This is a genomic window from Streptomyces sp. NPDC091972 (assembly GCF_044756385.1).
Taxonomy (GTDB): Bacteria; Actinomycetota; Actinomycetes; order Streptomycetales; family Streptomycetaceae; genus Streptomyces.
Map to the genome: position 1 here is coordinate 236,601 of NZ_JBIVSV010000010.1, position 26,693 is coordinate 263,293.

Below are 26,693 nucleotides of genomic sequence, written 5' to 3' on the forward strand. Positions count from 1 at the left end.
GGGCACAGACGAGGAGCGAGCGCCATGGCCATCGCACCGGACGACGCGCACCGAAAGAGCTCGTCTGTCTACCGCGCCATGCGGGACCTCGTCGAATCCATCGACGACACCGTTCCCGGCAAGTTCGAGATCACCAAAGAAGGAATCGTCCACGACATGATGTCGCCGGGAGGGCTCCACGAGGTCACGGCCGCACACGTCAGCCGCCGTTTGGAGAAGGTCATGCCGGACGATCTTCTGGCGCACAACGGCACTCCCGATGTGGAGCACGAGCCCGAGGGCATCAAGCGGCATCCGGATGTCACGGTGATCGCATGGGCGGACCTGAACGTCGAGGGACCCGTCGATCCGCACACAGTCATCGCCGCCATCGAGATCGTCTCCCGGTCCAACCCGGACAACGACTGGGTCACCAAGATGCGCGACTACCCCCTGATCGGCATCCCCGTCTACGCGATCTTCGACCCCCGCACCGCCACCGGCGCCGTCCTCACCGACATCCACCCCACCCCCGACGGACCGCGCTACGCGACCCGCAAGGACTTCGTCTACGGCGAGGACGTCACCATCGGCGACTGGACCATCTCCACGGACGGCCTGCCGCGCTACAAGGACTAGGCAGCACAGCGTCAACTACTCTGCCCGGCATGCTCCTCACCCCCCTCGACCTCACCCCCGACCACGACATCCCGGGTCCTCTGCTGACCGAGCTCACCGCGCTGTACGCCGCCAACCACGAGTTCTTCGCGCTCAGCGGTGACTTCCCGGACCCGCAGGACATCCGCCCGGAGCAGGTGGCGGGGGCGCTGGCCGAGGAGCTCGCGCATCCGGACGCGGAGGTCCTGCTGGCCCGCAGCGAGGGCCGGCTGGTCGGGGTGGCCGTCACGCTGGCCCACCACCCGGACCCGGCCGACCCGGACCCGTGGATCGGGCTGCTGATGGTGGACGCGGCGGTGCACCGGCAGGGCTACGGCCGACGGCTCGCCGCGCTCGTCGAGGACCGCTTCCGCACCGAGGGCCGTACCGCCGTACGCCTCGCCGTCCTCGACGGCAACGACCAAGCCCTCGCCTTCTGGACCGCCCTCGGCTACGAGGTGATCGCCCACCGCACGGACCGCCAACTGGCCCGCCCCTGCTCGGTGCTGCGCAAGGCGCTGGGCTAGGTCCCCGCCGGTCACGGCCGGTCCGGCTTGCCCTCCCCGTACAGCCACTCCTCCCAGACCGGCCCGAAGTCCTCGTCGGGGGCCAGGTCCTCGACGTACGACGTGAAGTCCTCGGTGTCGGCGTTGCCGTGGCGGTGGGTGGTGGGCCAGTCGCGCAGGAGGGCCATGAAGGCGGTGTCGCCCAGCCGCTGCCGGATCTTGTGGAGGACCATCGCGCCGCGCTGGTAGACGGGGGTGTCGGAGAGGTGCGCGGCGTCGGACGGCTTGCCGGGCGGGAAGGACCAGAGGTCGTCGTACTCGTCCTCGCCGTGGTCGTAGAGGGCGTCGAAGGTCTCCTGGGCGCTGTCGCCGCCGTGGTCCTCCGCCCACAGCCACTCGGCGTAGGTCGCGAAGCCCTCGTTGAGCCACATGTCCCGCCAGGTCCTCGGGGTGACCGAGTCGCCGTACCACTGGTGGGCGAGTTCGTGGACGAGGGTGCCGGTGTCCGGAGCGCCGGGGAAGAAGGGGCGGTTCTGGGTCTCCAGGGCGTACTCCGCGTCCCCCGCGCGGTCGACGATCACGCCGGTGGAGGAGAAGGGATAGGGGCCGAAGGTTTCTTGCGCCCACGTCATCACGGAGGGGAGGAGCCCCAGGACCTTGCGGCTCGCGGCCGCCTCCGCCGGGTCGACCGCGACGTACACGGGCAGGCCGTCGGCGAGGGTGGAGCGCTGGACGTCGTAGTCGCCGATCGCGAGGGTGGCCAGGTAGCTCGCCATGGGCTCGGCGGTGTGCCAGTGGGACGTCGTACGGCCGCCGTCGGTCCTGCTCGCCGGCAACTCGCCGTTGGAGACGGCCCGGAGGCCCGCGGGCACGGTGATCGTGAGGTCGTAGGACGCCTTGTCGGAGGGGTGGTGGTTGCCGGGGAACCAGGCCATCGAGCCGGTCGGTTCGCCGAGGGCCACCGCGCCGTCCTCGGTGGGCAGCCAGCCCTCCCGCGAGCCGTCCGGGTCGGTGATCGTCCCGGGGGTGCCGGAGTAGCGGACGGTCACGCGGAAGACGCGGCCCTCGTCGAGGTCGTCGTGCGGGCGCACGGTCAGCTCCTGCCCCGTGCGGTTCCAGCGGGCTCCCGCGCCGTCGACGGTGACCTTCTCGACGTCCAGGCCGTCGAGGTCCAGGTTGAAGGCGGTCAGGTCCTGGCCGGCGCGGGCGGTGAGGGTCGCGGTGCCGGAGAGCTTCGACGTGTCCGGGTCGTAGGCCAGGCGGAGGTCGTAGTGGCTGACGTCGTAGCCGCCGTTGCCCGCCTTCGGGAAGTACGGGTCGCGCAGGCCCGAGCCGCCCGGGGTGCCGTGCACTCCGCCGTCGCACGCGGTGAGGGCGAGGGCTCCCACGAGGAGCAGGGCGGTGGGGATACGCGGGGAGGTGAGGATTCGCAGGGCGGTGGGAATGCGCAGGGCGGCAAACGACGCGGATCGGGGCACGCCGGTGATCCTATGAGGCGCGCGTGACACCATCGCCTACGTGCTCGACATCGGCTACGCCCTCTCCAACCGCTTCCCGGACCCCCCGCAGACCGACTACCGCCGCGCGGACGTCCACACGCTGCGGCACGACCTGTTCTGCGGGGACGTGTACCTCGCGGACACCCGGGAGGACCGGGAACTGTCCACAGCCTGGGGATGGGTGCCGGTGCTCGACTTCGCGTGGGCGCTGTGCGACATCGTGGAACGCCTCGACCGCGATCCCGCGGGCTCCCGCGCCTCCCGCCCCCAGCACGCCGAACTGGACTTCACCGAGTCCACCGACCGCATGCTCTTCGAGCGCCGCTTCGGCTGGGTGGACATCGAGGCCGACTGGATGCCGGCGGAGGAGCCCCCGCTCACCTTCTCCCACGCGGACCTGCGCCGGGAGGCCCGCGACTTCCTGCACGACCTGATCGCCGACCTGGTCGACCTGCACGAGGACCTGGACGAGAACCCGGCGATCTGGACCCTCCAGGCACGCTTCCCGAGGGTCAAGTGATCCAGGAGGGCCGGCTCCGGTCAGCCCTCCACCCGGATCCCCACCGCCGCCGCCAGCACCGGTGCCAGATCCAGCAGTTGTGACGGGCTGATCACCGCTCCCGCGAGGCGGTCCACGCCCCGGGCGATCTCCAGTGCCGCGGCGCCGCGCAGGTCCACGTCCTTGAGGGTCGCCGCCGTGAGGTCCGCGCCCCTGAGGGCGCAGTCGACGAACTCCACGCGCTCCAGGCGGGCGCCGCCGAAGTCCGGTTCCACCAGGACGCAGCTCTCGAAGACGACGTCCTTCAGGACCGCCGTGCGCAGGTTCAGATAGTCGATCTTGCCGCCCCGGATCACGACCCGCTCCAGCGCGGCACCGTGCAACTGCACCCCGCCCAGCCGCGCGTCGACCACCTCGACGTCCCGCAGGGTCGACTCCGCGAGGTCGGTGCCCACGCCCCGCAGGCCGGTGAGGACCGAGTCGAGGAAGCGGGCGTGGTGGAGCCGGGCCTCGTCCAGCGCGCAGCCTCTCAGCGCGCAGTCCATGAAGCGGGCGCCCGCCCCGTCCTGCCCCGCGAAGTCCGCCTCCAGGAACTCCAGGCCGTCGTAGTCCCCGTCCGGCTCCAGCCCCCCGCCTCCGTACGGCTCCAGCGGCGGCAGCCGCACCTCCGGCCGCCGCGCCCCCTTCACCCTGCCCGCGCCCGTCCCTCGGCTCACCATGGCCCCATCCTGCACCCCGCCACTGACAAACCCCCTGACCTGCGGCGACAGCCCCCATGTCACATTCCGGCGCCCTCGATGAGTCATACCGACGAGGACACGACCAGGACGCGACGAAGACACGACCCCGAGCAGAGGGAGATCAACAGCCATGCACCGCATCACCGTCATCGGCGGCGGCCTCGCCGGGCTGACCGCGGCGATCACCGCCGCCGAGGCGGGCGCCGAGGTCACCGTGTACGAGGCCCACCACACGCTCGGCGGCCGGGCCAGGACCGCCGAGGGGCCGTACCGCACGAACGACGGCCCGCACGCCCTCTACAACGGCGGCCCGCACTGGTCCTGGCTCCAGCAGCGCGATCTCATCGGCCCGCTCGCCCCGCTCCCGCCCCTGGAGGCGGCCCGGCTGCGTCTGCGGCACAAGGGCGCGCTGCGCCGCACCCCGCCCTTCGCGATGCTGAAGCTGCTGCGCCGCAGTGCCCAACAGGCGCCTGTCGACGTTGACTTCATGTCGTGGGCCACCGGTCAGGCCGGCGAGGAGGGCGCCCGCGCCGCCGCCCACTACTCCGCCGTCGCCCTCTTCCACCACGACCCGGGCGCCCTGTCCGCCGCGTTCGTGCAGGAGCGGCTCCGGCGCGCCACCAAGCTGCCGCCCGAGGCGCACTACCCGCGCGGCGGCTGGGCCGCCGTCGTCGACCGGATGGCCGCCCGCGCCTGGAACCTGGGCGTCCGGATGGAGACGCTGTCCCGGGTCGACGCCCTGCCCACCGACACCCCCGTGGTCGTCGCCACCTCCCTCGACGCGGCCCGCCGGCTCCTCCGCGACGACTCGCTGACCTGGCCGAGCGGCCGTACGGCACTGATCGACCTCGCGCTGCGCACCCGGCGCGGCGACGCCTTCGCGGTCTCCGACCTCGACGCCCCCGGCTGGATCGAGCGGTTCACCGCCCAGGACCGCACCCTGGCCCCCGCGGGCGAACAGCTCCTCCAGGGGCAGATCCCGATCGCCCCGCACGAGACCAAGGCCGACGGGATCGCGCGCGCGGAGGAACTGCTCGACCTGGCCTTCGACGGCTGGCGCGAGCGGGTCACCTGGCGGCGCGAGTCCGTCGCGAGCGGCCGTACGGGAGCCGTCGACCTGCCGGGCACGAGCTGGCGCGACCGGCCGGCCGTCGACCGGGGCGACGGCGTCTACCTCGCGGGCGACCAGGTCGCGGCGCCCGGAGTGCTCTCGGAGGTCTCCTTCAACAGCGCGCTCACCGCCGTGTCGCTGGCGCTGGGCCGCAACGCCCTTGACCTCAAGCATGCTTGAGGTCGGAGGCTGGGCGCACACCTGCAACAGGGGCGCACACCTACACAGGAGGGTTCCTCCCATGCACGCCATCCGCCTGCACGCCTTCGGCCCCGCCGAGAACCTGACCTACGAGCGGACCGAGGACCCGGTGCCGGGGCCCGGCCAGGTCCGTATCGCCGTACGAGCTGCGGGCGTCCACCTGCTGGACACCGCCCTGCGCGAGGGCCACCAGGGCCCGGCGCCCCGGCCGGCCGTGCTGCCCACCATCCCCGGCCGCGAGGTCGCCGGCACGGTCGAGTCCCTCGGCGAGGGCGTCGCCGGACTGTGGCTCGGCAAACGAGTGGTCGCCCACCTCGGCTTCGCCCCGGGAGGCTACGCCGAACTCGCCGTCACCGATGTCGACCGCGTCCACGAGATCCCCGCGAACCTCGACTTCGCTCAGGCCGTCGCCATGATCGGCACCGGCCGAACGGCCATGGGGATCGTGCAGTTCGCCGCGCTCGGCCCGGACTCCGTGGTCGTGGTCCCGGCGGCGGCCGGCGGCATCGGCACCCTGCTCGTGCAGTACGCGAAGAACGCCGGGGCGACCGTCGTCGGCCTCGCGGGCGGACCGGAGAAGACAGCACGGGTGCAGGCCAACGGCGCCGACCTCGCCGTCGACTACACGGACCCCTCCTGGCCGGGGAAGGTCCGCGCCTTCCTCGGGGGCCGACCGGCCACCGTCGTCTTCGACGGGGTGGGCGGGGAGATCGCCCGCGAGAGCGTCGCCCTCCTGGGCGACAGCGGCCGGCACATCGTCTTCGGCTGGTCCGGCGAGGGCATCCACGACGGCGGCCCCTACCTCGTCGACGGCGTCTCCGAGCAGGTCCTCGGACCCGTCATGGCCCAGAAGGCCGGCGGTCCGAACCCCATCCGCACCCTCGAACTGCGCGCCCTGGCCGAAGCCGCCGCGGGCCGTCTCACCCCCGCCGTACAACGCTTCCCGCTCGCCGAGGCGGCCGCCGCCCACCGGGCGCTGGAGACCCGCGGCACGACCGGAAAGGTGGTCCTGGAGCCATGACACGCCCAGATGCGACCCGTACCGATGCATGGTCTTCTGACCCCATGAGTGTCACCCGGACAGGTGAAGATCCACGCCGCTGGTGGGGCCTGGTGGTCATCGCCCTGGCACAGCTGATGGTCGTCCTCGACGCGACCATCGTGAACATCGCGCTGCCCTCCGCACAGCAGGACCTCGGCATGTCCGACGGCAACCGGCAATGGGTGATCACCGCCTACACGCTGGCCTTCGGCGGGCTGCTCCTGCTCGGCGGCCGGATCGCCGACCTGGTAGGCCGCAAGCGCACCTTCGTGATCGGCCTGGTCGGCTTCGCCGCCGCCTCGGCGCTCGGCGGCGCGGCCACCGGCTCCGGCATGCTCTTCGCCGCCCGCGCCCTCCAGGGCGTCTTCGCGGCCGTGCTCGCCCCCTCCGCGCTGTCCCTGCTGACCACGACGTTCACCGACCCCAAGGAGCGCGGGAAGGCCTTCGGGATCTACGGCGCGCTCGCGGGCTCCGGTTCGGCGATCGGGTTCATCGTCGGCGGGCTGCTCACCGAGTACCTGAACTGGCGCTGGTGCCTCTACGTCAACGTGCCCATCGCGGTGATCGCCGTCTTCGGCGCCCTCGCCCTGCTGCACGACCGCCCCGGCCACGCGGGCGCCCGCCTCGACGTGCCCGGTGTCCTGCTCGGCTGCGGCGGCCTGGTCGCGATCGTCTACGGCTTCAGCGAGGCCCAGCCCCGGGGCTGGAGCGACTCCCTGGTGATCGCGCTGATCGCGGGAGGTGTCGTGCTGCTCGCGGCCTTCGTGTGGTGGCAGTCCCGGGCGCCGCACCCCCTGCTCCCGCTGCACATCGTCAAGGACCGCAACCGTGCGGGCTGCTTCCTCACCATGGGGCTCGCCGTCATCGGCATGTTCGGCCTGTTCCTGTTCATGACCTACTACCTCCAGGTCGTGCTGGCCTACTCCCCCGTGCGCACCGGCCTCGCCTTCCTGCCGATGACCGCCGCGATCATCGTCGGCTCCACCCAGATCTCGGCCCGGCTGATGAACCGCGTCGCCCCGCGCATGCTCATGGTGCCCGGCATGGTCCTCGCGGCGGGCGGCATGCTGGTCCTGACCCGGATGACCGTGGACAGCTCCTACACCACCGAGATCCTGCCCGCCCTGCTCCTGATGGGCCTCGGCATGGGCCTCACCTTCATGCCGGTGTTCTCCACCGCCACCGCGGGCGTCGCCCCGCAGGACTCCGGGGTGACCTCGGCGACCGTGAACACCTCGCAGCAGGTGGGGGGTTCGATCGGCACGGCCCTGCTCAACACGATCGCCACGACCAGCAGCACGGCCTGGATCAGCGCCCACCTGACCGACCCGTCGCAGAAGGCGCTGATCGTCAAGGAGGGCGTCGTGCACGGCTACACCGTCGCCATCTGGTGGGCCGCCGGCATCATGCTCCTGGCCGGCCTGATCGCGGGTCTGATGGTGACGGCGAAGCCCCCGCGGCACGGGGCGCCCGCTCCGGCACCGGTGCCGGAATCGGTGGCGTGAACGCGGGCTCGGCGGCGTGACCGCGTGAGGGGGGCGTGACCGCGGGAGGGGCGGCCCGGGAGCCGCCCCTCCGTCCGGTCAGTGGCGGCCGGCGATCCGGTCCGCCCACCGCGCCAGCCGGGACGACTCGGCGCTGTGGCTGCCGTGCTCGCGCCGGTCCGCGGTGCGGTAGGTGGCGTACATGCCCCGCACGCCCAGCCAGCGCAGCGGTTCCGGCTCCCACCTGCGCACCTTGTGACCGACCCACGGCAGTTCGGTGAGTTCGGTCCGGCCGCCCTGGCCGGAGTCCTGCTGGACCAGGTCCCGCAGGGTGCGGGCGGCCAGGTTGGCGGTGGCGACGCCCGAGCCGACGTAACCGCCCGCCCAGCCGACGCCCGTCGACCGGTCCAGGGTCACCGTCGCGCACCAGTCGCGGGGCACCCCCAGCACCCCCGACCAGGCGTGCTCGACACGCGTCCCGGCCAGCATCGGGAAGAAGGCGACCAGGATCTCCCGCAGCGCCTCGACCGTCCCGGCCTGCGTCCGGCCGTCGTTGTCGGTGCGCGATCCGAAGCGGTACGGCACCCCGCGCCCGCCCAGCGCGATCCGCCCGTCGGCGGTGCGCTGCGCGTACATGTACGTGTGCGCCATGTCCCCCAGAGTCTGGCGCCCCTCCCAGCCGATCGCCGCCCACTGCTCGTCGGTCAGCGGCTCGGTGGCGATCATCGAGGAGTTCATCGGCAGCCAGGTCCGCTTCTGGCCCTTGAGCGCGGCGGTGAAGCCCTCGGTGCAGCGCAGCACATAGGGCGCGCGGACGGTGCCGTACGGCGTGACCGCGTGCTTGGGCCGGATCTCCGTCACCGGGGTCTGCTCGTGGATCGTGACGCCCAGCGCCTCGACGGCCGCCGCGAGCCCCTTCACCAGCTTCACCGGATGCACCCGGGCCCCGTGCGGCGTCCAGGACGAGCCGACCGCGTCCGCGACCCGGATCCGCTCGGCGGTCTCCCGGGCGCCGTACAGCTCACGGTCCTTCTCGCCGTACGACAGCTCGTGCTCGTGGAAGGCCCGCAGTCGCGCCAACTGCGCGGGCGTACGGGCGACTTCGAGGACGCCTCCCTTGTGGAGCCCGGCGTCGAAGCCCTCCTCGGCGACGGTACGGACGACCTCGTCGACGGTGTCGTTCATGGCCTTCTGGAGGCGTACGGCGGCCTCGTGGCCGTGCAGCCGCGCGTACCGGTCGCGGCCCGCGACGCCGTTGTACAGCCAGCCGCCGTTGCGCCCGGAGGCGCCGTAGCCGCAGAACTTCTGCTCCAGGACGGTGATCCGCAGGAAGGGCACGGCCTTCTTCAGGTAGTACGCCGTCCACAGCCCGGTGTACCCGCCGCCGACGATCACGACGTCCGCCGAGGCGTCACCGGCGAGCGGCTCCCGCGCCTTCGGGTAGCCGTCGTCCGCGTACCAGAAGGAGATGCCGCCGTTCACGGTCCTGCTGCTCATGGCCTGGGACGTTAGCCCGCCGGCACACCCGCTGTCTCCTTCGGATTCCGTGCTTTCTCCCGCCCGGCGACCAGCGGGAAGCACCCGAAACCGATCAGCGCCGCGGTGAAGTGCCCGAGATCCGTGAAGGTCCGCCCGGTCACCAGCGGCACCGCGTACACGACGAGGACCGCGAACCCGTAGACGTACCGCCACGGCTCCGGAATCCGGTACACCAGCACCGCGACCACGCCCGCGAGTGCGTAACTCACCCCGATGTCCAGCGTGTTGACCGCGGCGGCGGGTGCCATCCCGTGCCGGATCCCCCACAGCAGCGCGCCCTCGCTGATCAGCGTGGCCAGGACGTGCGCCGCCGCGCACACCGCCAGCCAGCGCGCGGTGCCCAGCCATCGCTCGGCCGGCGCGTGGAAGAGGGAGTAGAGGACGACGTACGGCAGCCAGTGCCCGCTGTCGATCCACATCGCGCTGGAGACCAGCACCCGCACCGGATTGCTCGACAGCTCGTGGATGTTGGTCGAGCGCTGCCGCAGGAACTGCTCCTCGAACGCAGGCGACATGTGGTGCAGCGCCACCGTCGTCACGAAGAGGACCGCCAGCCACACACAGGTGCCGGGGGCGCTGCGGACGTACGCCCACACCCTGTGGACACCCCGGTTGATTCGCATGAGTCGATTCACGCACGCCGGTAGGGTCCGGCACGTGATCGACATCCCGGAGGAACTGGCGGCGGCCCAGGAGCTTTACAACGGCGACCGGGGCCGGGAGTTCATCGCCGGACTGCCGACGCTGATCGAGGAATTCCTGGAACGCTGGGAACTCACACCGGACGGCCCGCCGATGCACGGGGTCGCCGCCCTGGTCCTGCCGGTCGTCCGCCGCGAGGACGGCACCCGGGCCGCCCTCAAGCTGCAACTCCTCGACGAGGAGAGCGCCGGCGAACCCGTCGCCCTGCGCCGGTGGGACGGCGACGGGGCGGTCCGCCTCCTCGACCACGACCCGGTCACCCACACCATGCTCCTGGAACGCCTCGACTCCGCCCGCATGCTGTCGACCCTGCCCGGCACCCGGGACGCGGTTATGGTCATCGCAGGTCTCCTCGCCCGCCTCACCGCGGGGCCCGCCCCAGCCGGGATGCGCCGGCTCGGGGACATCGCGCGGGCCATGCTGGACGAGACCCCGGCCGCCCTGCGACGCATCCCCGACCCCGCGGTCCGCCGTACCGTCGCCGACTGCGCGGCCGCCGTCCGCGAGGTCGTCGGTGAACCCGGCGACCGGCTCCTGCACTGGGACCTGCACGACGAGAACGTCCTCGCCGCGGACCGCGCCCCCTGGCTCGCCATCGACCCCAAACCCCTCGCCGGGGACCCCGGCTTCGAACTCTGGCCCGCCCTCGACAACCGCTACGAACCCGACGAGGTCCTCTGGCGCTTCGACGCCATGACCGACGTCCTCGGCCTGGACCGCGCACGCGCGCGTGCCTGGACCATGGGACGCCTCCTTCAGAACGCCCTCTGGGACATCGAGGACGGCCGCCCCCTCGAACCCCGCCAACTGGACATCGCCCACCGCCTGCGCACCCACCGGAGCCGACAGCCGTGATCCGCCCCGCCACCCCCGCCGACGTCCCCGCGATCCACACCCTGATCCGCGAACTCGCCGACTACGAGAAGTCCCTGCCGGAAGCCAGGGCGACCCAGGAGCAGCTCCACGAGGCCCTCTTCGGCCCCCGCCCCGCCGCCTACGCCCACGTGGCGACCGACGCCACGGACACGGTGGTCGGCTACGCCGTCTGGTTCCTCAACTTCTCCACCTGGCGCGGCGTCCACGGCATCTACCTGGAGGACCTCTACGTCCGCCCCGCGGCCCGCGGCGGCGGCCACGGCAAGGCCCTGCTCACCGAACTCGCCCGCATCTGCGCCGAACGCGGCTACCAGCGCCTCGAATGGTCCGTCCTGAACTGGAACACCCCGGCGATCGACTTCTACGAGTCCCTCGGCGCCCGCCCCCAGGACGGGTGGACGGTGTACCGCCTCACCGACGAAGCCCTCACCGAGGCGGCCGGCGTCACCAGGTGAGCGCGGCCGCCACCGGGCGGTGGTCGCTGCCCGTGGGCGGGAGGACCCAGGCGCTTGCCGGCCGCACCCCGCGCACCAGGATCTGGTCGATCCGGGCCACCGGGAAGGTCGCCGGCCAGGTGAAGCCGAAGCCCTTGCCGGCCTCGTCCTGGGCCGAGCGCAGCCGTGCGGTGAGGCCGGCGAGGGCGCGGTCGTCCGTGGTGCCGTTCAGGTCGCCGAGCAGCACCACCCGCCTGTTCGGCTCGGCGGCGACGGCCCGGGCGAGCGCCTGCGCGTTGCGGTCCCGGCTGCTGGTCCAGAAGCCGGTCCCGGGCATCACGCGTACGGACCCGAGATGGGCCACGTACACCGCGAGCGGGCCCCGGCCCGTGGCCACCGTGGCGCGCAGCGCGCGGTTGGAGGGAAGCCGGTCGGCGGCCGCCCTGGTCTCCGCCAGCGGCCCGTAGTCCGTCTCGGTGTCGACCGGCCGGACGTCCGACAGCGGCAGCCTGCTCCACAGCCCGACCGTGCCCAGCACCGTGTGGTGGGGGTACGCCTTCGCCAGCCCCTTCTCGTACACCGGCCTGGCCTGCGCGGTGATCTCCTCCAGGGCCAGCACGTCCGCCCCGGACGCGGCCAGGTCGCGGGCGGTGCCGGCCGGGTCGGGGTTGTCGGCGCCGACGTTGTGGCCGGCCACGACGAGGTCGCCGCCCGCGTGGGACCGGTCTCCGAGCAGCCCGCCGAACAGGCTCAGCCACACCGTGGCCGGCAGCAGCAGAGCGACCGTCGCGGAGGCGGAGCGCCGCCACACCGCCCCGGCCAGCAGCACCGGCACGAACAGCCCGAACCACGGCAGGAACGTCTCCACCAGGCTGCCGAGGCCGCCACGGTCCGTGATCCGCCCGTGCAGCAGCAGGAGCAGGCCGAGCAGCAGCGCGGACACCGTGAGCAGCGGGCCGCGTCGCCAGGGGCCCGGCCCGGACCAGGCGCGGACCAGCCGGGTCACCGAGCCGGCGGCCCCGCCCGGTGCGGGCTCCGCCGTCTCCACCGGCGCCCCCGCCTGTCGTCGCTCACTGCCGGTCACGGTGTCGGTCACTGCTGTGTCCTCGGGTCGGTGCGGGGCCGGCGTACCCGCGCCGGCGTTCGCGTCGTACCGCCAGTCAAGGCGGCCCGCTGTTGCCGGCCCGTATGCGGTTTTCGATACGCCGGCGATACGCGCCCGCTCGTAGCATCGATGGCATGCGTGTGCTGATCGTCGAGGACGAGCTCTACATGGCGGAGGCCATCCGCGACGGTCTCCGCCTCGAAGCGATCGCGTCCGACATCGCGGGCGACGGCGACACCGCTCTGGAGCTGCTGAGCGTCAACAGCTACGACATCGCCGTCCTCGACCGGGACATCCCCGGCCCCTCCGGTGACGAGATCGCCAAGCGCATCATCGCCTCCGGCAGCGGCATGCCGATCCTCATGCTCACCGCGGCCGACCGCCTCGACGACAAGGCCTCCGGCTTCGAACTGGGCGCCGACGACTACCTCACCAAACCCTTCGAGCTCCAGGAACTCGTGCTGCGGCTGCGCGCACTGGACCGCCGGCGCGCCCACCACCGCCCTCCCGTGCGGGAGATCGCGGGACTGCGCCTTGACCCGTTCCGCCGGGAGGTCTACCGGGACGGCCGCTACGTCGCCCTGACCAGGAAGCAGTTCGCCGTGCTCGAAGTCCTCGTCGGCGCCGAGGGCGGGGTCGTCAGCGCCGAGGAACTCCTGGAGCGCGCGTGGGACGAGAACGCCGACCCGTTCACCAACGCCGTCCGCATCACCGTCTCCGCCCTGCGCAAGCGGCTGGGCGAACCCTGGATCATCGCCACCGTGCCGGGCGTCGGCTACCGCATCGACACCCAGCCGGGCACCGGACCCGACAGGGACGACCGTGGATAGGCCGCCCGGTCTGAGCGTCCGCCTCAAACTCACCCTCAGCTACGCCGGGTTCCTCCTGCTCGCGGGCGTCCTGCTGATCGCCGCCGTGGGTTTCTTCCTGCTGCGGCAGGGCGAACCGGCGTTCAACTCGGCGGGAGCGGTGCAAGCCACTCCGGCCACCATGTTCCTGAAGGCCTTCGCGCCCACCGCGGTCGCGGCGATGACGTTCCTGCTGGTGTTCGGCCTCCTCGGCGGCTGGATCCTCGCCGGCCGCATGCTCGCCCCCCTGAACCGCATCACGGACGCCACCCGCCTGGCCACCACCGGTTCCCTCTCGCACCGGATCCGGCTGCCCGGCCCCAACGACGAGTTCCGCGAACTCGCCGACACCTTCGACACCATGCTCGCGCGACTCGAGGCGCACGTCGCCGAACAGCGCAGGTTCGCCGCCAACGCCTCCCACGAGCTGCGCACCCCGCTCGCGATCTCGAAGTCCCTCCTCGACGTGGCCCGCACCGACCCGGACCACGACACCACCGAACTCATCGACCGCCTGCACACCGTCAACACCCGGGCGATCGACCTCACCGAGGCACTGCTCCTGGTCAGCCGTGCCGAGCAGCGCTCCTTCACCCGGGAACGCGTCGACCTGTCCCTGCTGGCCGAGGAGGCCACCGAGACGCTCCTGCCCCTCGCGGAGAAGCACGGCGTCACCCTCGAGACCCACGGCGACATCACCCCGACGACGGGGTCCCAGGCGCTGCTGCTCCAGCTCACCACGAACCTCGTGCACAACGCGATCGTCCACAACCTGCCCGAGGGGGGCACCGTGCGGGTCACGACCGGCGTGCGTCTCGGGAGGGCGGTGCTCACGGTCGAGAACACCGGCGAGCAGCTCGCCGAGGAACTGGTCCCGACCCTCACCGAACCGTTCCAGCGCGGCACCGAGCGCATCCACACCGACCACGCGGGCGTCGGCCTCGGCCTGGCCATCGTCAAGACCATCACCCACGCCCACGACGGCACGCTCACCCTGACCCCGGGCACCGCCGGCGGCCTGCGCATCGACGTGGAACTCCCGGCGGCCTGACCGCCCGCACACGACGGAGGCCCAGGTCAGAAGTGATCCGACCCGGGCCTCACCGGAGCCCCCTGTCGGATTCGAACCGACGACCTACGCATTACAAGTTGTCGGATCTTGGTCCCGGGACGTCCGTGGCCATCCGCAAGACAGGCATCGTTCCCGGTCAGGTAGGTGCTGGGCCCCTTACGGACAACCACGGACGTGCCTGGCCACTGCACCGATTGAGACCACGACTGAGACCAAACAGTCCTGGTCGGCGGCGCTCGCCCTCAACGGCATTTGTTACTAGCATCATTCATTGGGAAGGAGGATTCAAAATTAGGTTAGCCGCTGGAGTATCGCGCGAGAATTCCAGCCAGTAGCCGGAGTACTCAGCGGGGGCGGTCACGACGATTCGATGGACCCCATTACCCAATGGCTCAACTCTAACTAGTTTTTCGTCAACCGCAGACGTTGGCCCCACAGGACGCTCAAATTGCCTGGTAGGCATTTCCCTGAGCTCCTCCATAATTGCGTGCGCAATTCTCTCGACAGCAACACTCAGTAGGAGCTTAACGTCACCCAACGTGTCCATTGCAAATGAACTCCATCTGGCGACGGCGTCGATGGGTCCCGGCGATTGAGCCGCCACTCGGGCCTGCGTCACGCCCTTATCCTTTACCCCTAGAACATCTTCTAGGGTTCCCTGTGGATGCAACCACAGGCCAGCATCTTTCCAGATTTCGAGAAGCTTGGATTTGAGGATATAATTACCAGATTCCTCTGGAACGTCTACCGCGAGCCATTTGGCTCTACTTTTCGGATCCTTGGCCACTCCAGCTTTATCCATTGCAGCAATAAGCTGCTTGATGACCTGGGCCGTGATAGCTGGTTCTGCGCCGAGTTCATTCTTGTAACCGAGCGTGACTTTATCTGACGCGTCCATTGCACGCTTAACTTCAGGGGCGAAACATGCATCAAGGTCCGCCACAGCGCGGAAGTCCAAACCGATCTTACTGGCAATCTCGTACCACAATGCGACACCTCCGCTACCTCCGCATTCGACAAAGTCCGTCTGGGCAACTACCTCCGGCGGTGAGATCCTATTAAGGGCAACACTTAGAGCGGTCACGTCGTGCACCCCTTCAACCAAGACAGGGCGCGGAGAAAAAACGAGCTGACTGACCAATCGCGGGTTCTCTTGCAGGGATGCAGTAACACGGCCCTCCTGCATAGGAGATACACACGCCCCCAAATTGACCGGCCGAGTCTTAGAATTAAGCGGTGCCGCTCCGACAGGGAAGTGCCAGATAGAGTCAAGATCCCCCTTTGACTTGGGCCTAATCAATGAAGGCTCATGAGTGACGACGATTGCCCGGCGATTTAGGTTCACGCAAGTTGCTCGTAGCTCACTCAACCAAAGGCGCGCCATAGAGGGGTGAAGATGCAACTCGGGTTCATCGACAACAAGAAGCTTCCAGTCTTTACGGTAGATAGCCGCGAGAAGAACGGTAAGCTCCTTTAGGCCGTGACCCTCGTCTCGAAGTAGAGAGAACTCAGAATCACCGATCCTGACATAGGGGTCCAGATACCCTGATGTTTCACGCAGATCAACATACCGACCCAGTGCACGTCGCAGGAAAGCCACAACTCGGAGCCAGACTTCGGGCTCATCACGAAGGGAATACAGCTCCGAATTTGCTTGTCCAGAGCTAGTGGTTTCCCTGAGCGCCTGCCCCTTTTCCTGATCCCCAAGCGGGAGTCCTCGAAAATTGGGGAGAACCTTCGCGCCCCAGTTGTAATGCGCAAACTGCATCAACCCCACAAGTCGATCAGCGGATAGAATTCTCACCCCTTCCATTGGCTGCTTTTGCGAGATTGCCCGAATAGTCCGCGACTTGCAACTGCCATTCGGGCCAACAAAATACGTGATCGGATTAGACCATTGCTCAATCTTGATAAAATCCGTGGCATCAGCGTCGACCAGCGGGAAGACGTCACGTGTGAAAATTGTCAGGGGCCTGTAGCTACCGTCATCGAGAAGCGTCATGCTCCTACTCTTGCATCTTAAGTAGCTCCCTGTCTGGAAAATTGATACCGGCCCTACGCCGCCATCGCACAGCGGGGGGACTACTTCTGTCACCTGAATGAACAGGCAACCTGCGGATCAGGCGAGGACCTTAATGTCCGCTCGCCCTCGCGATGTCTAGCCAGAGGGTGGTCGACCCTCCCCCTAGTGACCCGCTGCTGAGCCTTCGTGAGTCGAGGGCGGTGCGAGTCTGGAGAGCAGCGCACAGCATCACCCTGCCGGCGGTAGCCATGGGAAGCTTGAACGGACAGCTAGGAGACTGGGAGGGAGAGCGCGTGTCGCAGCAGGCCAGCCCCCGAGGGACCTTCCTGAAGGTCGCGGACGCTGTGAAGGCCCGGCTTGAAGCAGAACCCACCATGACAGAGTTGCCGTCCCTGACCGAGGTCATGCGCGAACACGGCGTCTCACGCGGCGTTGCCGTTCGCGCATACGGGGTACTGCGGCAGGAAGGCTTGGCTGAACCTGCGCCAGGCGAGCGGTGGCGCGTCGTGCGCTCAGGGGATCAAGTCGACCGGCGTCCGCTCGACCAGCGGCTCGCAGACGTCATCGCGGCTGACGGACTCGACGTAGGGGAAGCTTTCCCAAGTGCTTCCGTGCTCGCCGAAAGGTTCGGAGTATCGCGGCCTACTGTGACCAAGGCTTTGGACAGGTTGGAGGCCGCCGGCGTGCTGGCGAATTCAGGGCAGGGCAGGGTGCGGACAGTCCGCGCCGTGCCGACCCGAGAGGAGCGTACGTAGCTTGCCGACGTTGACGGAGTGGGCCTATCCCCTGGCTGAATCCCTGCTCGCCGAGCCGCTACCCCGGCGGTGGAACCACTGTCTAGGAGTCGCCGAGAGGGCACGCACGATCGCTCTTGTTCTTGGCCAGGACGCGGATCTGCTGGAGGCCGCGGCGGTACTGCACGACATCGGCTATGCGCCGGACCTGGCCAAGACGGGATTTCACCCGCTGGACGGCGCCCGCTACCTCCGGGACGTAGCCAACGCTGACGCACGGGTCACCAACCTGGTGGCTCATCACTCCTGTGCTTGGTTGGAGGCGGAAGCCCGTGGCATGCGCGAGGAGTTGGAGGGTGAGTTTCCCCGGGAGAGCGCGCACCTGAACGATGCTCTCTGCTACTGCGATATGAACACCACGCCCGACGGCACAGCCACGAACCCAATCGATCGGATCAATGAGATCGCCGGACGGTACGGTCCGGAGAGCTTGATCGGGCAGTTCATCCGCCGGGCCGAACCTGAGATCCTGGCGTGCACATCACGTGTGCTCGAACGCGTCGGCGCCGCCAAGCGTCAGCCGATGTAGGGGGTCGGACGCGTCCGGTCCATGGCGTGCTCGATGCGAAGCCGCATCGTGGGGTGCACGTCCAACGTTGTCAGGTCCGCTGGGTCGACCCAGCGGACCTGAGTCGTCTCATTGCTCGTGCGGAGTTCACCGCCAACCGGCCGGGCGCGAAAGCAGATACTGAACTGCTGGCGCACCTCGCCGTCGTCGTACTGCATTACGTGCCCAGGGTCGGTGTAGATCCCGGACACGTCGACGATTTCGGCCTTGACGCCCGTCTCCTCCCAGACCTCACGCACCACGGTGTCGCTGATGGACTCGCCGACGTCGTGTCCGCCGCCGGGCAGGGCCCAACGGCCGTTGTCCGACCGTTGGATCATCAGCACCTGTCCCACATCGTTCTGCACGAACGCCACGACGGAGGGCACCACCGAGTTAGCCGGCGGGGCGTCGGGGTCGTGAAGGTAGTCAATGCGTCCCATGACTCATGCTCCTGTGAGGTCGTGTTCGGTCACTGGCCTTGCGCCTTCCCAGGTCTGCTGCACGCTCTTGGCGAAGGTGTCGAAGAGCCCGGCACCGGGGAGCCGCCGTAGGTGCAGTACCGGAGCCATGTACGCACCGATGCCGTACACGTGCGTGTTGACCAGCATCTCCTCATCCACACGGTAGATCGAGTTGTAGAGCACGGTGTCGTGCAGGCGGAACGCGATGTCGGGGTGGCTGGTGAACAGTGGGCTGTAGTTGACCAGGGCGTTGCGGATCTTGCCGTCCATGATGCGGTGGCCTTCGTCGATGCCGCGCTGGATGACCGCCTCAGACGCGGGGTCGCCCATCAGGACGCGAATCGAGACGCTCTTCGATTTCGCTGCGAGGACCGAGAGGAAGCGCGGGTCTTCCGCAAGGCCGATGCCTGCGTAGACCAGGATGTCGATGCACTCCTTGGCACGCTCGCACATCTCCCGCCACAAGTCCGTCGGTACGACGTGGCGATGCGGGTAGACCGTTACGATCTCCGCTTTGCTCAGGTCGGCCGCGGACTCCTGAGTCCGGGAGTCGTCCCACAGCATCGTCACGTCAACACAGAGTGCTGCTGCTGTTGCGTACTGGTGGCGCCTGTACGGCACCTTCCCCTGCGTGACCCAGCGCTCGACAGTCTTAGGGATCACGCCGATCTGCTCCGCAAGATCCTGAATCGTCATGCCGCGTGCCAACAGAGCAGACCTCAACCGTTCGTTGGACATCGTCACTCCCGCACGGACTTCTAGGGACTTCTTGACGGTAGCCAGATGATTCAGAGCTGTCCACGGGCGGGGTGACCAACTCCCCTGACCTGGAGCGATTCTGATTGTGCGCCAGGAAGTTCCGGCGCGAAACACATGAGGTTCGGTCAGCGCCCTTGACGGAACCCTATGCAGTACCTGTAAAACAGGTACTGCATGAAGCGTTCGGAGGAAAGCCCTGCAAGGGGTGAGTACGAAGTGAGCGCACGTTGGTTGAGAACTCAACAGAGTGCTGAGGAAATCCCGTCCCACCTCCGCGAGCAAGAGGGCGGGCGCGCATGGGTCCTGTCCTGTGCGCGGTATAGCGCAATCCGACCTTTCCGCAGCTCGGCTGCGGCCGGTTGCCTCCGCTGCTCGTCTCGTACGAGCGGCGCTGAGGGGAGCCGGATTCACCGACTTCAACGGCGTGCGGCTCCCGGGGTGCCACCTGGTGCGCGCCGCCCTGCTGGCGTCAGAGCAGTGACGATGACGCGCCCGACGTTCCCAGCTCGGGGCCGGTCCGCTGTGGCAACGGCGGGCTGGTGAAAGCCGTGTCCCTGCGAATCGCGGGAGGTCGGCATGAGCCGACGACATACCAAGGCGCCGCCGCGACGGACCGGTCGGCGGCGCCTTCCTTCTTCCGGTCCGCCCTGGCTTCGCAGCGCTGAACGCTGCGGCCGGCTGCCTCTCCCGCCCGTACCTCGTTCCGCCTTCGCGGCCGGGGGACGGACGGGAGCGCGGGGAGCCGGATCTTCCGACTTCAACGGCGCGCGGCCCCGGTGCTGGAACACCGGGGCCGCTGTTCGGGCCGTTCACCTTCTGGGAGGACCACGACCCAATGGACCACATCGTCACTGTTCAGGAAGCTGTTACCGCGTTCGCCGACTTCATGGAGCCGACGGATGCGGAGCTGGAGGCGATCGACCGGGAGATGCCGGTCATCCTCGCGGACATCGACCTGCTCGACGCGCACATCGCCACCCTCGACCGCACCCCGACCGAGCTGGATGAGCGGCGCATCCGCCGGGCCCGCCGCCGCGCGCTGGCCGCGCGAGTGGAGCTGATCAACCACACGGTCACGGCCTCGGGGGTCGGGGCGTGAACGCTGTTCAGATCCGTTCAGCCGAACGGGCCCTGTCGGTCGGCACGTGGCTGATCGTGGCGGGGGCGATGCTGTATTCGATCCTCACCGTCACTCCGCTCGCTGCTGCGCACACCCCCGATGAGTGGAAGTGGACGGCGCCGATCCTGCCGCTGGTGGTGGATGCCGCGGTGGTCATCGTGGTCCGCCTGGATGCGGTGCTGGCCCGGCTCGGGGGACACGGCGGACACTGGCCGATCGTGCTGCGCTGGATGACCGGCTGCATGACCCTCGCGCTCAACGTCGCCGACTCTGCCCTGCACAACGACATGGTCGGGGTGGCCGTGCATGCGGTGGCGCCGCTGCTGTTGATCGTCACCGCGGAAACCGGGCTCGCCTACCGGCGCGCGATCGCCGCCGCTGTGGCAGAGCTGGAGACGCGGCAGCAGGCGCAGCGCGAAGCGCGCGAGCGGTCGATTGCCGAGCGCCGTGAGGCGGCCGCGCGGTTGGCCCGCGAGGAGCGCGAGCACGCGGCCCTGTTGGCGCGTGAACAGCGTGAACACGAAGCCCGCTTGATCCGTGAGCAGGCTGAGCGCGAGGAGCGGGCCCGCCGCGAGGAACGGGAGCAGGCGGCGGCTCGTGAGCGGGCTGAGCGGGAGGCGCGTGAACGCGCTGAACGCGAGCGTGAACAGCAGGCCCGCGAGCGTGAACGCCGTGAACGCGAGGCCGCGGAACAGGCCGAACGGGAGCGGGCCGCGCGGGCGGAGCGTGAACGCCGTGAACAGGCGGAGCGGCAGGCACAGGCTGAGCGTGAACGCGCCGCGCTGCTGGCCGCCGGGCCCGCCACGGAGAAGCTTCCCGAGGAGCAGGCGCGGGCGAGGGTGCAGGCCGCGTTCGAGGCCGGCCTGTCGGTGCGCTCGGCTGCCGAGCTGTGCGGCTGGTCGGTGGGGTGGGTGTCCACCCGCTATCAGGAGTTCCGCGATGCCAGCCACCCCACGTTCGAGGCTGACGGGGCGATGGTCTGATGGCCACCGCCTACGCGAAGTGCTTCGACCCGAACGGGGCCCGCTTCGGCATACCGACCTATCCGTGGCGCATGGCGCCTGCCGGCTACGCCACCCGCCGCCAGCTCCGTGTGAAGGGGTTACGGCCCGGCGGGCAGCCGATCGCCGCACAGGTGATGATCCTCAACCGTCACCACGGCGCCCGGGTCGCCTTCCTCTACCGCGAGGACCTGGCCAAGCCGGTGAGGCCGATGACGTCGCGCAAGTGGGGCGCACTGGCGCTGGCGATGCTCGCCCGGCGCACCTGCCCGCGCTGCCGCCTCGACGTCGGCTACTGCATCCCCACCTCGCACGGCATCTGCGGCCTGTGCCTGGTCGCCGAAGAACAGCGCGCCGCCTGAACACCCCCTCCACACCTGGGAGTTTCGCTGTGTCCAGCCTCGCTGTGAGTCGGGCGGGCGGGAAGTACCGCGGGCGGATGAGGACCGTGTTCCTCAACGACCGGCAGATACGCCCCACCGACTTCCACCGATGGAGCCACGCGCGCCGGCAGTTCGCCCGGCCCGGCAAGGACCACCTCAAGGTGGAAGAGCTCAAGGCGTCCATCCCCGAGCACGGCCTGTTGCGGCCGATCATCTTGGGGGTGAGTGACCGGTACCCGGACGTGTACGTGTGCGACGGGCACCACCGGGCCGTGGCCCTCATGGAGCTGCACGTGGCCTGGTTCCCGTTCCACTGGTACTGGATCAAAGCGTCCGGGGTCCGGATGGAACGCGAGCCCTTCCCCTTCCACCTGCTCGGCCTGAACAGCGGCGCATCCGCCGCGTCCCGCCGGGCGGAACGCCCGCAGCCTCGGTGAGCGGGTCTTCCCTGCATCGCACAGCACCTTCAATCACCCCTCCAATCTGGGAGTTTCGCTGTGTCCAGCCGTACCCGCACCCGCGCCGCGGGTGTCCACACCGTTCGTATCCCGCGCCAGCGCGGGCGCCGCTCGCAGCCGTTCCTGATCGTCGTGCCCGACCGGCCGTCGCTGACCCGCGAGGTGTTGGGTTTCCTCGGGCGGCTGCTGTGGACGTTCCGCGCCGCGCTCGCCCCGACCGCCCTCGCGCTGCTCGCGCTGGTCGTGACCGCGCTCCTGCACGTGCTCGGCTGGTGGTCCGGCCTGGTCCTCGCCCCGCTCGCCCTCGCGCCGGCGGTCTGGTTCGCCGTCTTGCAGCACCAGCGCCCCGGTCACGGTTCCACGCTGGCGTGGCGCATCGCCCTGAGCGCGCTCGCCACCCTGATCGGCGCGTGGGCGGCCCTGGCCGCCGCATTCGGCCCGTGGACCGGCCCGCTCGGACTGATCTGGCTCATCGCCCTGATCGTCGCGCAGTCCGCCTGGCTCATCGTCCGCCGCACCCACTGACTTGAGGAGACTGCCCGATGGCAGCAAACCGCAACGCCTCCGCCCGCATGGTCGATGAGTTCGCCCGGCGCCAGGCAAGCCAGCCCTTCACCAACCCCCGGCGCAACAGCGGCGCGAACCCGCAGAACAAGGGCGCCAAGTTCACCAACGCGGGCGCCGCCGTGGGCGGCTTCGTCGGCGCGATGGGCGGCTCCTTCGTCCCCCCGATCAACGTCACCGTCAACAACAACAAGACCGCGGGCCGCGGCGGGGGTCGCCGCTCGCAAGCCGAATCCCTCCTGCCCGCCCCCGAGTTCGGCTCCCCGGCAGAAGTCCGCAACTACTGCAACACCCTGCGGGCCGCGGCCGTGACCTTGTCCATCGAGGTAGCCATGGGCGCCGAAATCCTCAAGGGCGTACTGACCGCGGTCCCGGACCCGGAGGGCCGCGCGTTCGGCTCCCGGGTGAGGGCCCGGAAGGTCTCGCGCAAGATGCAGCGCTCCGCCGACGCCCTGCGGGACGCCGCGAAGAACGCCGCAGCCTGCTACGCGACGTTCCAGCAGGAGTTCGAGGAAGAGATCAACCGGGTCCGTCACCGCGCCCGCAAGCCGCAACAGCCGGTCATGAACTGGGCTCAGCAGTAAGGAGGTTGGGCCATGGGCCGCGACCAGAACAACATGAGCGTCTTCCCCGACGGGAGCGTGCCCGGCTACCTGACGCAGATGCAGGGCGGCCCGGAGAACGGCACCATCCGCGCCTACCTCCTGCACCGTGCCAAGCCGCACCTGCCGCCATGGTTCGGCTGGGCTGGTACCGGTCTGGTCGGCGCGGTCGGCAACTGGCAGTGGGGCGACAGCCCGTGGGCCGGCGTCGGCCTCACCCTCGCCTCGGTCGCACTGACCGGCAGCACGTGGTGGATGGGCAAGAACACCAGCCAGCAGCGGCGCCTGCACTCCGCCATCACCGTGGCATGCGGCTCCGCCTGGGTGACCGCGGCCTGCCTGTCCGGACCGCTCACCGGACCGATCGATGACCTGTTCCTGATGGGCGGCCCGGTCGTGGCGCTGTCCTGGAACATCCGCATGGCCCTGCGCCACACCCCCGACGCCACCGGCGCCGGCGGCGACAAGGGCCTGCTGGAGAAGATCGGACTCGCACGGGCGCAGATCGGTGCGGCGAAGGTGGAACCCAACCGGGTCACCGCCCCCGTCGCACTGGATGCCGGATCGCAGACCAACGACGACATGGCCAAGGCACTGGGCAACCTCGCCTCCGCCCTGGACCTGCCGACCTCCGCGGTCCGCTACACCCCCAACCCCGACTCCAACCGCCGCGGCGAACTCGTCATCGTCCCCGAGGACATGCTGTCCGAAGTGGTCGAATGGCAGGGCCCCTCGAACCTGGGGGGTTCGATCGCTGAGCCGCTGGTCATCGGCCGCTACGACGACGGCTCCCTGCTGGTGATGTGGCTGCCCGGTGACCCGGATGCGGGCCGCAACTCCACCCACGGCCTGATCGCAGGCCAGTCCGGCTCCGGCAAGGGCGACGCCGCGCTGAACCTGCTCACGGAGATCCTCTCCCGCCGGGACGTCATCGTCTGGTTCTCCGACCCCAAGGCGTTTCAGGACTTCGCCCCGCTGCGGGCTGGTCTGGACTGGGACGCTGAGGGTGGCAGCCAGACCGAGGTCATGGTGGCGGCCGTGGAAGCGGTCATCCCGGCCCGCACCCGCTGGCTCGGGGCCCACGGCTACCGCCAGTGGGTGCCCGCGGCAGCAGAGCAGCAGAACGACCCCGAGCACTCCTGCCGCACCGACGGCACGGCGTGCGGCTGTGCGGGGATGCCGTTCCTGGTGGCCTGGTTCGAGGAGGCCGCCAACACCCTGCGCAACCTCGGAGACGACGCGTTCACCGGCATCGCGCAGGAAGCCCGCTCCGCCGGCGTCTCGCTGATCGTGTCGCTTCAGCGGCCGTCCTACGACCAGATGTCCACCTCCACCCGCGCCTCCCTGCCGTCCGTGATCGCGCTGGGCTGTGACGCGCGGGATGAGGGATTCGCGCTGCCGGATGAGGTCCTGGCGCAGGGCGCGCACCCGGGGGCGTGGGGCAACCGGCGGCCCGGCTACTGCTACGTCGTCTCTCCCGGCATCCCCGAGGACCGCTACGCCTCCCCGGGCCGTACCCGCCGCTTCACCAAGCGGGCCGTGCCCGTCATGGAGCTGCTGGCCACCTGGGCACAGCGCAACGGCGCCACCGCCGACCCCATCACCGCCGGCGCCGCCTCCGCGGTCGCAGGCAACGCCTACACCGGCCGCACGGCCGAGACCGGCACTGCCCCGCAGCCGGCGGGACTGCGGGCCGTCCCCGAGGAGGACGACATGGACCCGGGCGGGCTGCTCGTGGACCCGGAAGACCAGCACATCGACCCCGAGGCCGAACTGCCCGCCGCGGAGGAGGGCGATGACGCCCCGATCTTCGGCCAGGAAGCCGGCCGCAAGCCCTCCCCGGAGGAGGCGCGGGAGCTGTTCGCCCAAGCCTTGGAGGAGTTCGAGGAGGCCGGACAGATGATCGTGGGCCCGAAGGACTTCCTGGACTGGTGCGACCGCCACAGCCTCTCCCGCTCCTGGGTGTCCAAGCGGCTGAAGGAAGCGGCCATAGAAGGCCGCTTGGAGCAGACGAACACCACCGGCCGGTGGCGCATCGTCCCCGTCCTCACGGCCGCCTGACATCCGTCACATGTGACGGGCCCGTCACACCCAAACCCCTAGGCAGGCGCGGGTGTGACGCGCCGTAACAGCGGCCCGTCACACCCCCGCACACCCGCCTGACACCCCTCCCGGGCACCCGCGTCACACTCCCTGGCGCGGGTCCACGGGCTACCCGGAAGGATCACCCGTGGCCTACTCCGAACGGCCCGCGGCCGTCGAAGTCCACCACCCCATCCCGATCACCATGCAGCCTGCCGCCGCACCCCTCGCGCACGTACAGCCGCACCCGGCATCCGCCGTGCAGTCGATCGTGTTGCCCAACGGCCAGGTCGTCACCGGATACGCCCTCACCCCTGCGCCGGCCCCGGTGCCCGTCGACACGCGGCCGGCCGCCTCGCGGACCGCGGTGAACATCGCGCTCGGAGGGATCGGGTTCGGCGCGGTGTGCGGGGGTCTGATGCTGCTCACCTCGTTCATCGCCGCGCTGACCGCGTTCATCACCCAGCTCATCATCCTCGCCGCGGTCATCTTCGGCGGCTGGATCGCCGTACAGATCTTCGGCACCACCAGCCGCCACTGCGGCGGCACCACGGTCAACATCCGCAAAGCCGTCATCAAGCGCAGCCACTTCAACGGCTGAGTTGTCAGGCCTAGGCCCGCTTGTTCAGCCAATGGGCTTCGAGCCATACGCGATGCTCAGGACGTAGTTGTACGGTCAGCGGCTGGCCGTGCAACTGCGCGTAGATGGGATAGAGACGGAGGCTCGGGGCTACATCGATCAGCCCGGTTTCCGGTTCCACGGCTATCTGGCCGAGGTCGAAGAGCCTGTGGATGTCCCGCCTGAGCAAAAGGCCACCGTAGTCGTGGTGCTCGCCGGATTCCGCGTAGCTGTACAGGTGAGCAGCCTCAAGCACAGCCGCAGGTGCCGCACCGGTGACCGCGCATTGTTCTCCCTGCTCATTCAGGAGGCGGTTGCGGAAGGCGCTCTGTCCCACACGCATCCGGACTTTGGAGACCTTGTGACCACCGGGTAAGGGAGCGCGTTCGTCGTCTTCCATATCCAGCGGCAGTTCCCCGCCGACGAGTTCAAGAAGTGCGTCACGCAGCTTCTCCCAGCGGAGGGGCCTCATGCTCAGTTGGGAAGAAGGCGAGTCACACAGGTTTCGCAGGGCGTCACGGTCGAGCAGGCCGCGACCCCTGATCCAGCTCCTGCCGTGGTGCGAGCGGTAGGTGATCACGGGTTTCGTCTTCTGCCCTGGCGCGTCGAACTGGGCTTCGCATTGATAGCACCGGTATGCCGGTGACACTCGACGGCGGCGTTTGAATCCGGCCCGCTTGCACTCGGGACAGAAATAGATCGTCTTGTCTTCGGTCCCGGTTTCGATGTCATGGATGACGGAGACACCTAACAGCTCTTTGCTGTCCCACAACGCAATCACGTCACCTACTGCCACGCGAGCGTGGTTGGGGACTGTGCTGTCCCAGACGTAGTGGTAGCGCGGGTTGTCGTCGTATCCGTCGTTTCCCTCGTGCTGCCGCCGTTCGTCCCCCACGGCCAGCATCAACCAAGCATTCGTCACAGCGCCCCCCAAGCACACATGCCGGGGCAGCCGCCCTCTCGCCAAAGACCGCGGCTGCCCC

General features: G+C 69.5%; 29 protein-coding genes. 20 read left to right on the plus strand and 9 right to left on the minus strand.

What is annotated here, in order from left to right; translation table 11 throughout:
* Positions 1 to 24: 24 nt before the first annotated feature.
* Positions 25 to 618 (plus strand): Uma2 family endonuclease, encoded by a 594-nt coding sequence (locus ACIQJT_RS28155; protein ID WP_402648116.1) that lies wholly within the window; start codon positions 25 to 27, stop codon positions 616 to 618.
* A gap of 29 nt (positions 619 to 647) precedes the next feature.
* Entirely contained in the window at positions 648 to 1,163 is a 516-nt protein-coding gene (locus ACIQJT_RS28160) for a GNAT family N-acetyltransferase (RefSeq protein ID WP_365452339.1), read from the plus strand.
* Positions 1,164 to 1,174: 11 nt separating this feature from the next.
* On the opposite strand, the gene ACIQJT_RS28165 is transcribed toward ACIQJT_RS28160, so the two are convergent.
* On the minus strand, positions 1,175 to 2,620 hold the full coding sequence (locus tag ACIQJT_RS28165; RefSeq protein WP_402648119.1) for a M1 family metallopeptidase: 1,446 nt from the start codon (positions 2,618 to 2,620) through the stop codon (positions 1,175 to 1,177).
* 40 nt (positions 2,621 to 2,660) lie between these two features.
* Here ACIQJT_RS28165 and ACIQJT_RS28170 point away from each other — a divergent pair, with 40 nt between their 5' ends.
* Entirely contained in the window at positions 2,661 to 3,161 is a 501-nt protein-coding gene (locus tag ACIQJT_RS28170) for a hypothetical protein (protein WP_053851287.1), read from the plus strand.
* Positions 3,162 to 3,181: 20 nt separating this feature from the next.
* On the opposite strand, the gene ACIQJT_RS28175 is transcribed toward ACIQJT_RS28170, so the two are convergent.
* Entirely contained in the window at positions 3,182 to 3,859 is a 678-nt protein-coding gene (locus ACIQJT_RS28175; RefSeq protein WP_365452343.1) for a pentapeptide repeat-containing protein, read from the minus strand.
* Between the two features lie 151 nt (positions 3,860 to 4,010).
* Here ACIQJT_RS28175 and ACIQJT_RS28180 point away from each other — a divergent pair, with 151 nt between their 5' ends.
* The 3 genes from ACIQJT_RS28180 to ACIQJT_RS28190 all read left to right on the plus strand — a co-directional run bounded on the left by ACIQJT_RS28180 (position 4,011) and on the right by ACIQJT_RS28190 (position 7,739).
* Complete coding sequence (locus ACIQJT_RS28180) at positions 4,011 to 5,171, plus strand: NAD(P)-binding protein (RefSeq protein ID WP_365452345.1); 1,161 nt, start codon at positions 4,011 to 4,013, stop codon at positions 5,169 to 5,171.
* A gap of 61 nt (positions 5,172 to 5,232) precedes the next feature.
* A complete protein-coding gene (locus tag ACIQJT_RS28185) occupies positions 5,233 to 6,213 on the plus strand; it encodes a zinc-binding dehydrogenase (protein WP_402648124.1) in 981 nt (326 codons plus the stop codon).
* A 44-nt stretch (positions 6,214 to 6,257) separates the two neighbouring features.
* Complete coding sequence (locus tag ACIQJT_RS28190) at positions 6,258 to 7,739, plus strand: MFS transporter (protein WP_402648126.1); 1,482 nt, start codon at positions 6,258 to 6,260, stop codon at positions 7,737 to 7,739.
* Between the two features lie 78 nt (positions 7,740 to 7,817).
* Here the strand turns inward: ACIQJT_RS28190 and ACIQJT_RS28195 are convergent, their stop codons facing one another.
* Positions 7,818 to 9,215: an NAD(P)/FAD-dependent oxidoreductase gene (locus ACIQJT_RS28195; protein ID WP_402648129.1), complete on the minus strand. Its 1,398-nt coding sequence runs from the start codon at positions 9,213 to 9,215 to the stop codon at positions 7,818 to 7,820.
* An 11-nt stretch (positions 9,216 to 9,226) separates the two neighbouring features.
* Positions 9,227 to 9,880 (minus strand): rhomboid-like protein, encoded by a 654-nt coding sequence (locus ACIQJT_RS28200; RefSeq protein ID WP_365452353.1) that lies wholly within the window; start codon positions 9,878 to 9,880, stop codon positions 9,227 to 9,229.
* Here ACIQJT_RS28200 and ACIQJT_RS28205 point away from each other — a divergent pair.
* On the plus strand, positions 9,879 to 10,814 hold the full coding sequence (locus tag ACIQJT_RS28205) for an aminoglycoside phosphotransferase family protein (protein ID WP_402648132.1): 936 nt from the start codon (positions 9,879 to 9,881) through the stop codon (positions 10,812 to 10,814). The two genes, ACIQJT_RS28200 and ACIQJT_RS28205, sit on opposite strands and share 2 nt — an antisense overlap.
* Positions 10,811 to 11,290 carry a GNAT family N-acetyltransferase gene (locus ACIQJT_RS28210; protein WP_402648134.1) on the plus strand — a complete coding sequence of 160 codons (480 nt, stop codon included), beginning with the start codon at positions 10,811 to 10,813 and terminating at the stop codon, positions 11,288 to 11,290. The genes ACIQJT_RS28205 and ACIQJT_RS28210 overlap by 4 nt, the downstream gene beginning before the upstream one ends.
* On the opposite strand, the gene ACIQJT_RS28215 is transcribed toward ACIQJT_RS28210, so the two are convergent.
* The gene (locus tag ACIQJT_RS28215) at positions 11,280 to 12,266 is read right to left on the minus strand and encodes an endonuclease/exonuclease/phosphatase family protein (RefSeq protein WP_402648344.1); all 987 of its coding nucleotides are present in this window, start codon (positions 12,264 to 12,266) and stop codon (positions 11,280 to 11,282) included. The two genes, ACIQJT_RS28210 and ACIQJT_RS28215, sit on opposite strands and share 11 nt — an antisense overlap.
* Positions 12,267 to 12,508: 242 nt before the next feature.
* On the opposite strand from ACIQJT_RS28215, the gene vanR-Sc reads away from it, so the two are divergent.
* Positions 12,509 to 13,204, plus strand: coding sequence for a VanSc-type vancomycin resistance response regulator transcription factor VanR (gene vanR-Sc / locus ACIQJT_RS28220; protein WP_402648137.1), 696 nt, complete (start codon positions 12,509 to 12,511; stop codon positions 13,202 to 13,204).
* Entirely contained in the window at positions 13,197 to 14,273 is a 1,077-nt protein-coding gene (locus ACIQJT_RS28225; protein ID WP_402648140.1) for a sensor histidine kinase, read from the plus strand. The genes vanR-Sc and ACIQJT_RS28225 overlap by 8 nt, the downstream gene beginning before the upstream one ends.
* A 289-nt stretch (positions 14,274 to 14,562) precedes the next feature.
* On the opposite strand, the gene ACIQJT_RS28230 is transcribed toward ACIQJT_RS28225, so the two are convergent.
* Entirely contained in the window at positions 14,563 to 16,296 is a 1,734-nt protein-coding gene (locus tag ACIQJT_RS28230; protein ID WP_402648143.1) for an ATP-dependent nuclease, read from the minus strand.
* A gap of 425 nt (positions 16,297 to 16,721) precedes the next feature.
* On the opposite strand from ACIQJT_RS28230, the gene ACIQJT_RS28235 reads away from it, so the two are divergent.
* A complete protein-coding gene (locus ACIQJT_RS28235; RefSeq protein WP_402648346.1) occupies positions 16,722 to 17,072 on the plus strand; it encodes a GntR family transcriptional regulator in 351 nt (116 codons plus the stop codon).
* Position 17,073: 1 nt separating this feature from the next.
* On the plus strand, positions 17,074 to 17,640 hold the full coding sequence (locus tag ACIQJT_RS28240) for an HD domain-containing protein (RefSeq protein ID WP_402648146.1): 567 nt from the start codon (positions 17,074 to 17,076) through the stop codon (positions 17,638 to 17,640).
* Here the strand turns inward: ACIQJT_RS28240 and ACIQJT_RS28245 are convergent.
* Positions 17,628 to 18,101 (minus strand): NUDIX domain-containing protein, encoded by a 474-nt coding sequence (locus ACIQJT_RS28245; RefSeq protein WP_402648149.1) that lies wholly within the window; start codon positions 18,099 to 18,101, stop codon positions 17,628 to 17,630. The two genes, ACIQJT_RS28240 and ACIQJT_RS28245, sit on opposite strands and share 13 nt — an antisense overlap.
* A gap of 3 nt (positions 18,102 to 18,104) precedes the next feature.
* Entirely contained in the window at positions 18,105 to 18,860 is a 756-nt protein-coding gene (locus tag ACIQJT_RS28250; protein ID WP_402648151.1) for a helix-turn-helix domain-containing protein, read from the minus strand.
* 856 nt (positions 18,861 to 19,716) lie between these two features.
* On the opposite strand from ACIQJT_RS28250, the gene ACIQJT_RS28255 reads away from it, so the two are divergent.
* From ACIQJT_RS28255 to ACIQJT_RS28290, 8 genes are all read left to right on the plus strand, one after another.
* Entirely contained in the window at positions 19,717 to 19,980 is a 264-nt protein-coding gene (locus tag ACIQJT_RS28255; RefSeq protein WP_402648154.1) for a DUF6284 family protein, read from the plus strand.
* Positions 19,977 to 20,984, plus strand: coding sequence for a DUF2637 domain-containing protein (locus tag ACIQJT_RS28260; protein ID WP_402648156.1), 1,008 nt, complete (start codon positions 19,977 to 19,979; stop codon positions 20,982 to 20,984). Before ACIQJT_RS28255 ends, ACIQJT_RS28260 begins: the two co-directional genes overlap by 4 nt.
* Complete coding sequence (locus ACIQJT_RS28265; RefSeq protein WP_402648159.1) at positions 20,984 to 21,364, plus strand: RRQRL motif-containing zinc-binding protein; 381 nt, start codon at positions 20,984 to 20,986, stop codon at positions 21,362 to 21,364. The genes ACIQJT_RS28260 and ACIQJT_RS28265 overlap by 1 nt, the downstream gene beginning before the upstream one ends.
* A 77-nt stretch (positions 21,365 to 21,441) precedes the next feature.
* Positions 21,442 to 21,822, plus strand: a complete 381-nt coding sequence (locus ACIQJT_RS28270; protein ID WP_402648162.1) for a ParB N-terminal domain-containing protein — start codon at positions 21,442 to 21,444, stop codon at positions 21,820 to 21,822.
* 60 nt (positions 21,823 to 21,882) lie between these two features.
* Positions 21,883 to 22,368 (plus strand): hypothetical protein, encoded by a 486-nt coding sequence (locus ACIQJT_RS28275; RefSeq protein ID WP_402648165.1) that lies wholly within the window; start codon positions 21,883 to 21,885, stop codon positions 22,366 to 22,368.
* Positions 22,369 to 22,415: 47 nt separating this feature from the next.
* A complete protein-coding gene (gene traA / locus ACIQJT_RS28280; protein WP_402648349.1) occupies positions 22,416 to 22,991 on the plus strand; it encodes a plasmid transfer protein TraA in 576 nt (191 codons plus the stop codon).
* 78 nt (positions 22,992 to 23,069) lie between these two features.
* Positions 23,070 to 25,070 (plus strand): plasmid transfer protein TraB, encoded by a 2,001-nt coding sequence (traB, locus tag ACIQJT_RS28285; RefSeq protein ID WP_402648352.1) that lies wholly within the window; start codon positions 23,070 to 23,072, stop codon positions 25,068 to 25,070.
* Between the two features lie 169 nt (positions 25,071 to 25,239).
* On the plus strand, positions 25,240 to 25,692 hold the full coding sequence (locus ACIQJT_RS28290; protein ID WP_402648168.1) for a hypothetical protein: 453 nt from the start codon (positions 25,240 to 25,242) through the stop codon (positions 25,690 to 25,692).
* A 10-nt stretch (positions 25,693 to 25,702) separates the two neighbouring features.
* Here the strand turns inward: ACIQJT_RS28290 and ACIQJT_RS28295 are convergent, their stop codons facing one another.
* Positions 25,703 to 26,614 carry an HNH endonuclease gene (locus ACIQJT_RS28295; protein ID WP_402648170.1) on the minus strand — a complete coding sequence of 304 codons (912 nt, stop codon included), beginning with the start codon at positions 26,612 to 26,614 and terminating at the stop codon, positions 25,703 to 25,705.
* Between the last annotated feature and the right edge of the window lie 79 nt (positions 26,615 to 26,693).

Bases quoted from the DNA above. Each gene is read 5' to 3' on its own strand.
- ACIQJT_RS28270 (WP_402648162.1), top strand. From the start codon at position 21,442: ATGAGGACCGTGTTCCTCAACGACCGGCAGATACGCCCCACCGACTTC.
- traA (WP_402648349.1), top strand. From the start codon at position 22,416: ATGGTCGATGAGTTCGCCCGGCGCCAGGCAAGCCAGCCCTTCACCAAC.
- ACIQJT_RS28205 (WP_402648132.1), top strand. From the start codon at position 9,879: ATGAGTCGATTCACGCACGCCGGTAGGGTCCGGCACGTGATCGACATC.
- ACIQJT_RS28185 (WP_402648124.1), top strand. From the start codon at position 5,233: ATGCACGCCATCCGCCTGCACGCCTTCGGCCCCGCCGAGAACCTGACC.
- ACIQJT_RS28295 (WP_402648170.1), bottom strand. From the start codon at position 26,614: ATGCTGGCCGTGGGGGACGAACGGCGGCAGCACGAGGGAAACGACGGA.
- ACIQJT_RS28230 (WP_402648143.1), bottom strand. From the start codon at position 16,296: ATGACGCTTCTCGATGACGGTAGCTACAGGCCCCTGACAATTTTCACA.
- ACIQJT_RS28250 (WP_402648151.1), bottom strand. From the start codon at position 18,860: ATGTCCAACGAACGGTTGAGGTCTGCTCTGTTGGCACGCGGCATGACG.
- ACIQJT_RS28255 (WP_402648154.1), top strand. From the start codon at position 19,717: ATGGACCACATCGTCACTGTTCAGGAAGCTGTTACCGCGTTCGCCGAC.
- ACIQJT_RS28175 (WP_365452343.1), bottom strand. From the start codon at position 3,859: ATGGTGAGCCGAGGGACGGGCGCGGGCAGGGTGAAGGGGGCGCGGCGG.
- ACIQJT_RS28190 (WP_402648126.1), top strand. From the start codon at position 6,258: ATGAGTGTCACCCGGACAGGTGAAGATCCACGCCGCTGGTGGGGCCTG.
- traB (WP_402648352.1), top strand. From the start codon at position 23,070: ATGCAGGGCGGCCCGGAGAACGGCACCATCCGCGCCTACCTCCTGCAC.
- ACIQJT_RS28245 (WP_402648149.1), bottom strand. From the start codon at position 18,101: ATGGGACGCATTGACTACCTTCACGACCCCGACGCCCCGCCGGCTAAC.
- ACIQJT_RS28195 (WP_402648129.1), bottom strand. From the start codon at position 9,215: ATGAGCAGCAGGACCGTGAACGGCGGCATCTCCTTCTGGTACGCGGAC.
- ACIQJT_RS28265 (WP_402648159.1), top strand. From the start codon at position 20,984: ATGGCCACCGCCTACGCGAAGTGCTTCGACCCGAACGGGGCCCGCTTC.
- ACIQJT_RS28235 (WP_402648346.1), top strand. From the start codon at position 16,722: ATGCGCGAACACGGCGTCTCACGCGGCGTTGCCGTTCGCGCATACGGG.
- ACIQJT_RS28160 (WP_365452339.1), top strand. From the start codon at position 648: ATGCTCCTCACCCCCCTCGACCTCACCCCCGACCACGACATCCCGGGT.
- ACIQJT_RS28180 (WP_365452345.1), top strand. From the start codon at position 4,011: ATGCACCGCATCACCGTCATCGGCGGCGGCCTCGCCGGGCTGACCGCG.
- ACIQJT_RS28155 (WP_402648116.1), top strand. From the start codon at position 25: ATGGCCATCGCACCGGACGACGCGCACCGAAAGAGCTCGTCTGTCTAC.
- ACIQJT_RS28200 (WP_365452353.1), bottom strand. From the start codon at position 9,880: ATGCGAATCAACCGGGGTGTCCACAGGGTGTGGGCGTACGTCCGCAGC.
- vanR-Sc (WP_402648137.1), top strand. From the start codon at position 12,509: ATGCGTGTGCTGATCGTCGAGGACGAGCTCTACATGGCGGAGGCCATC.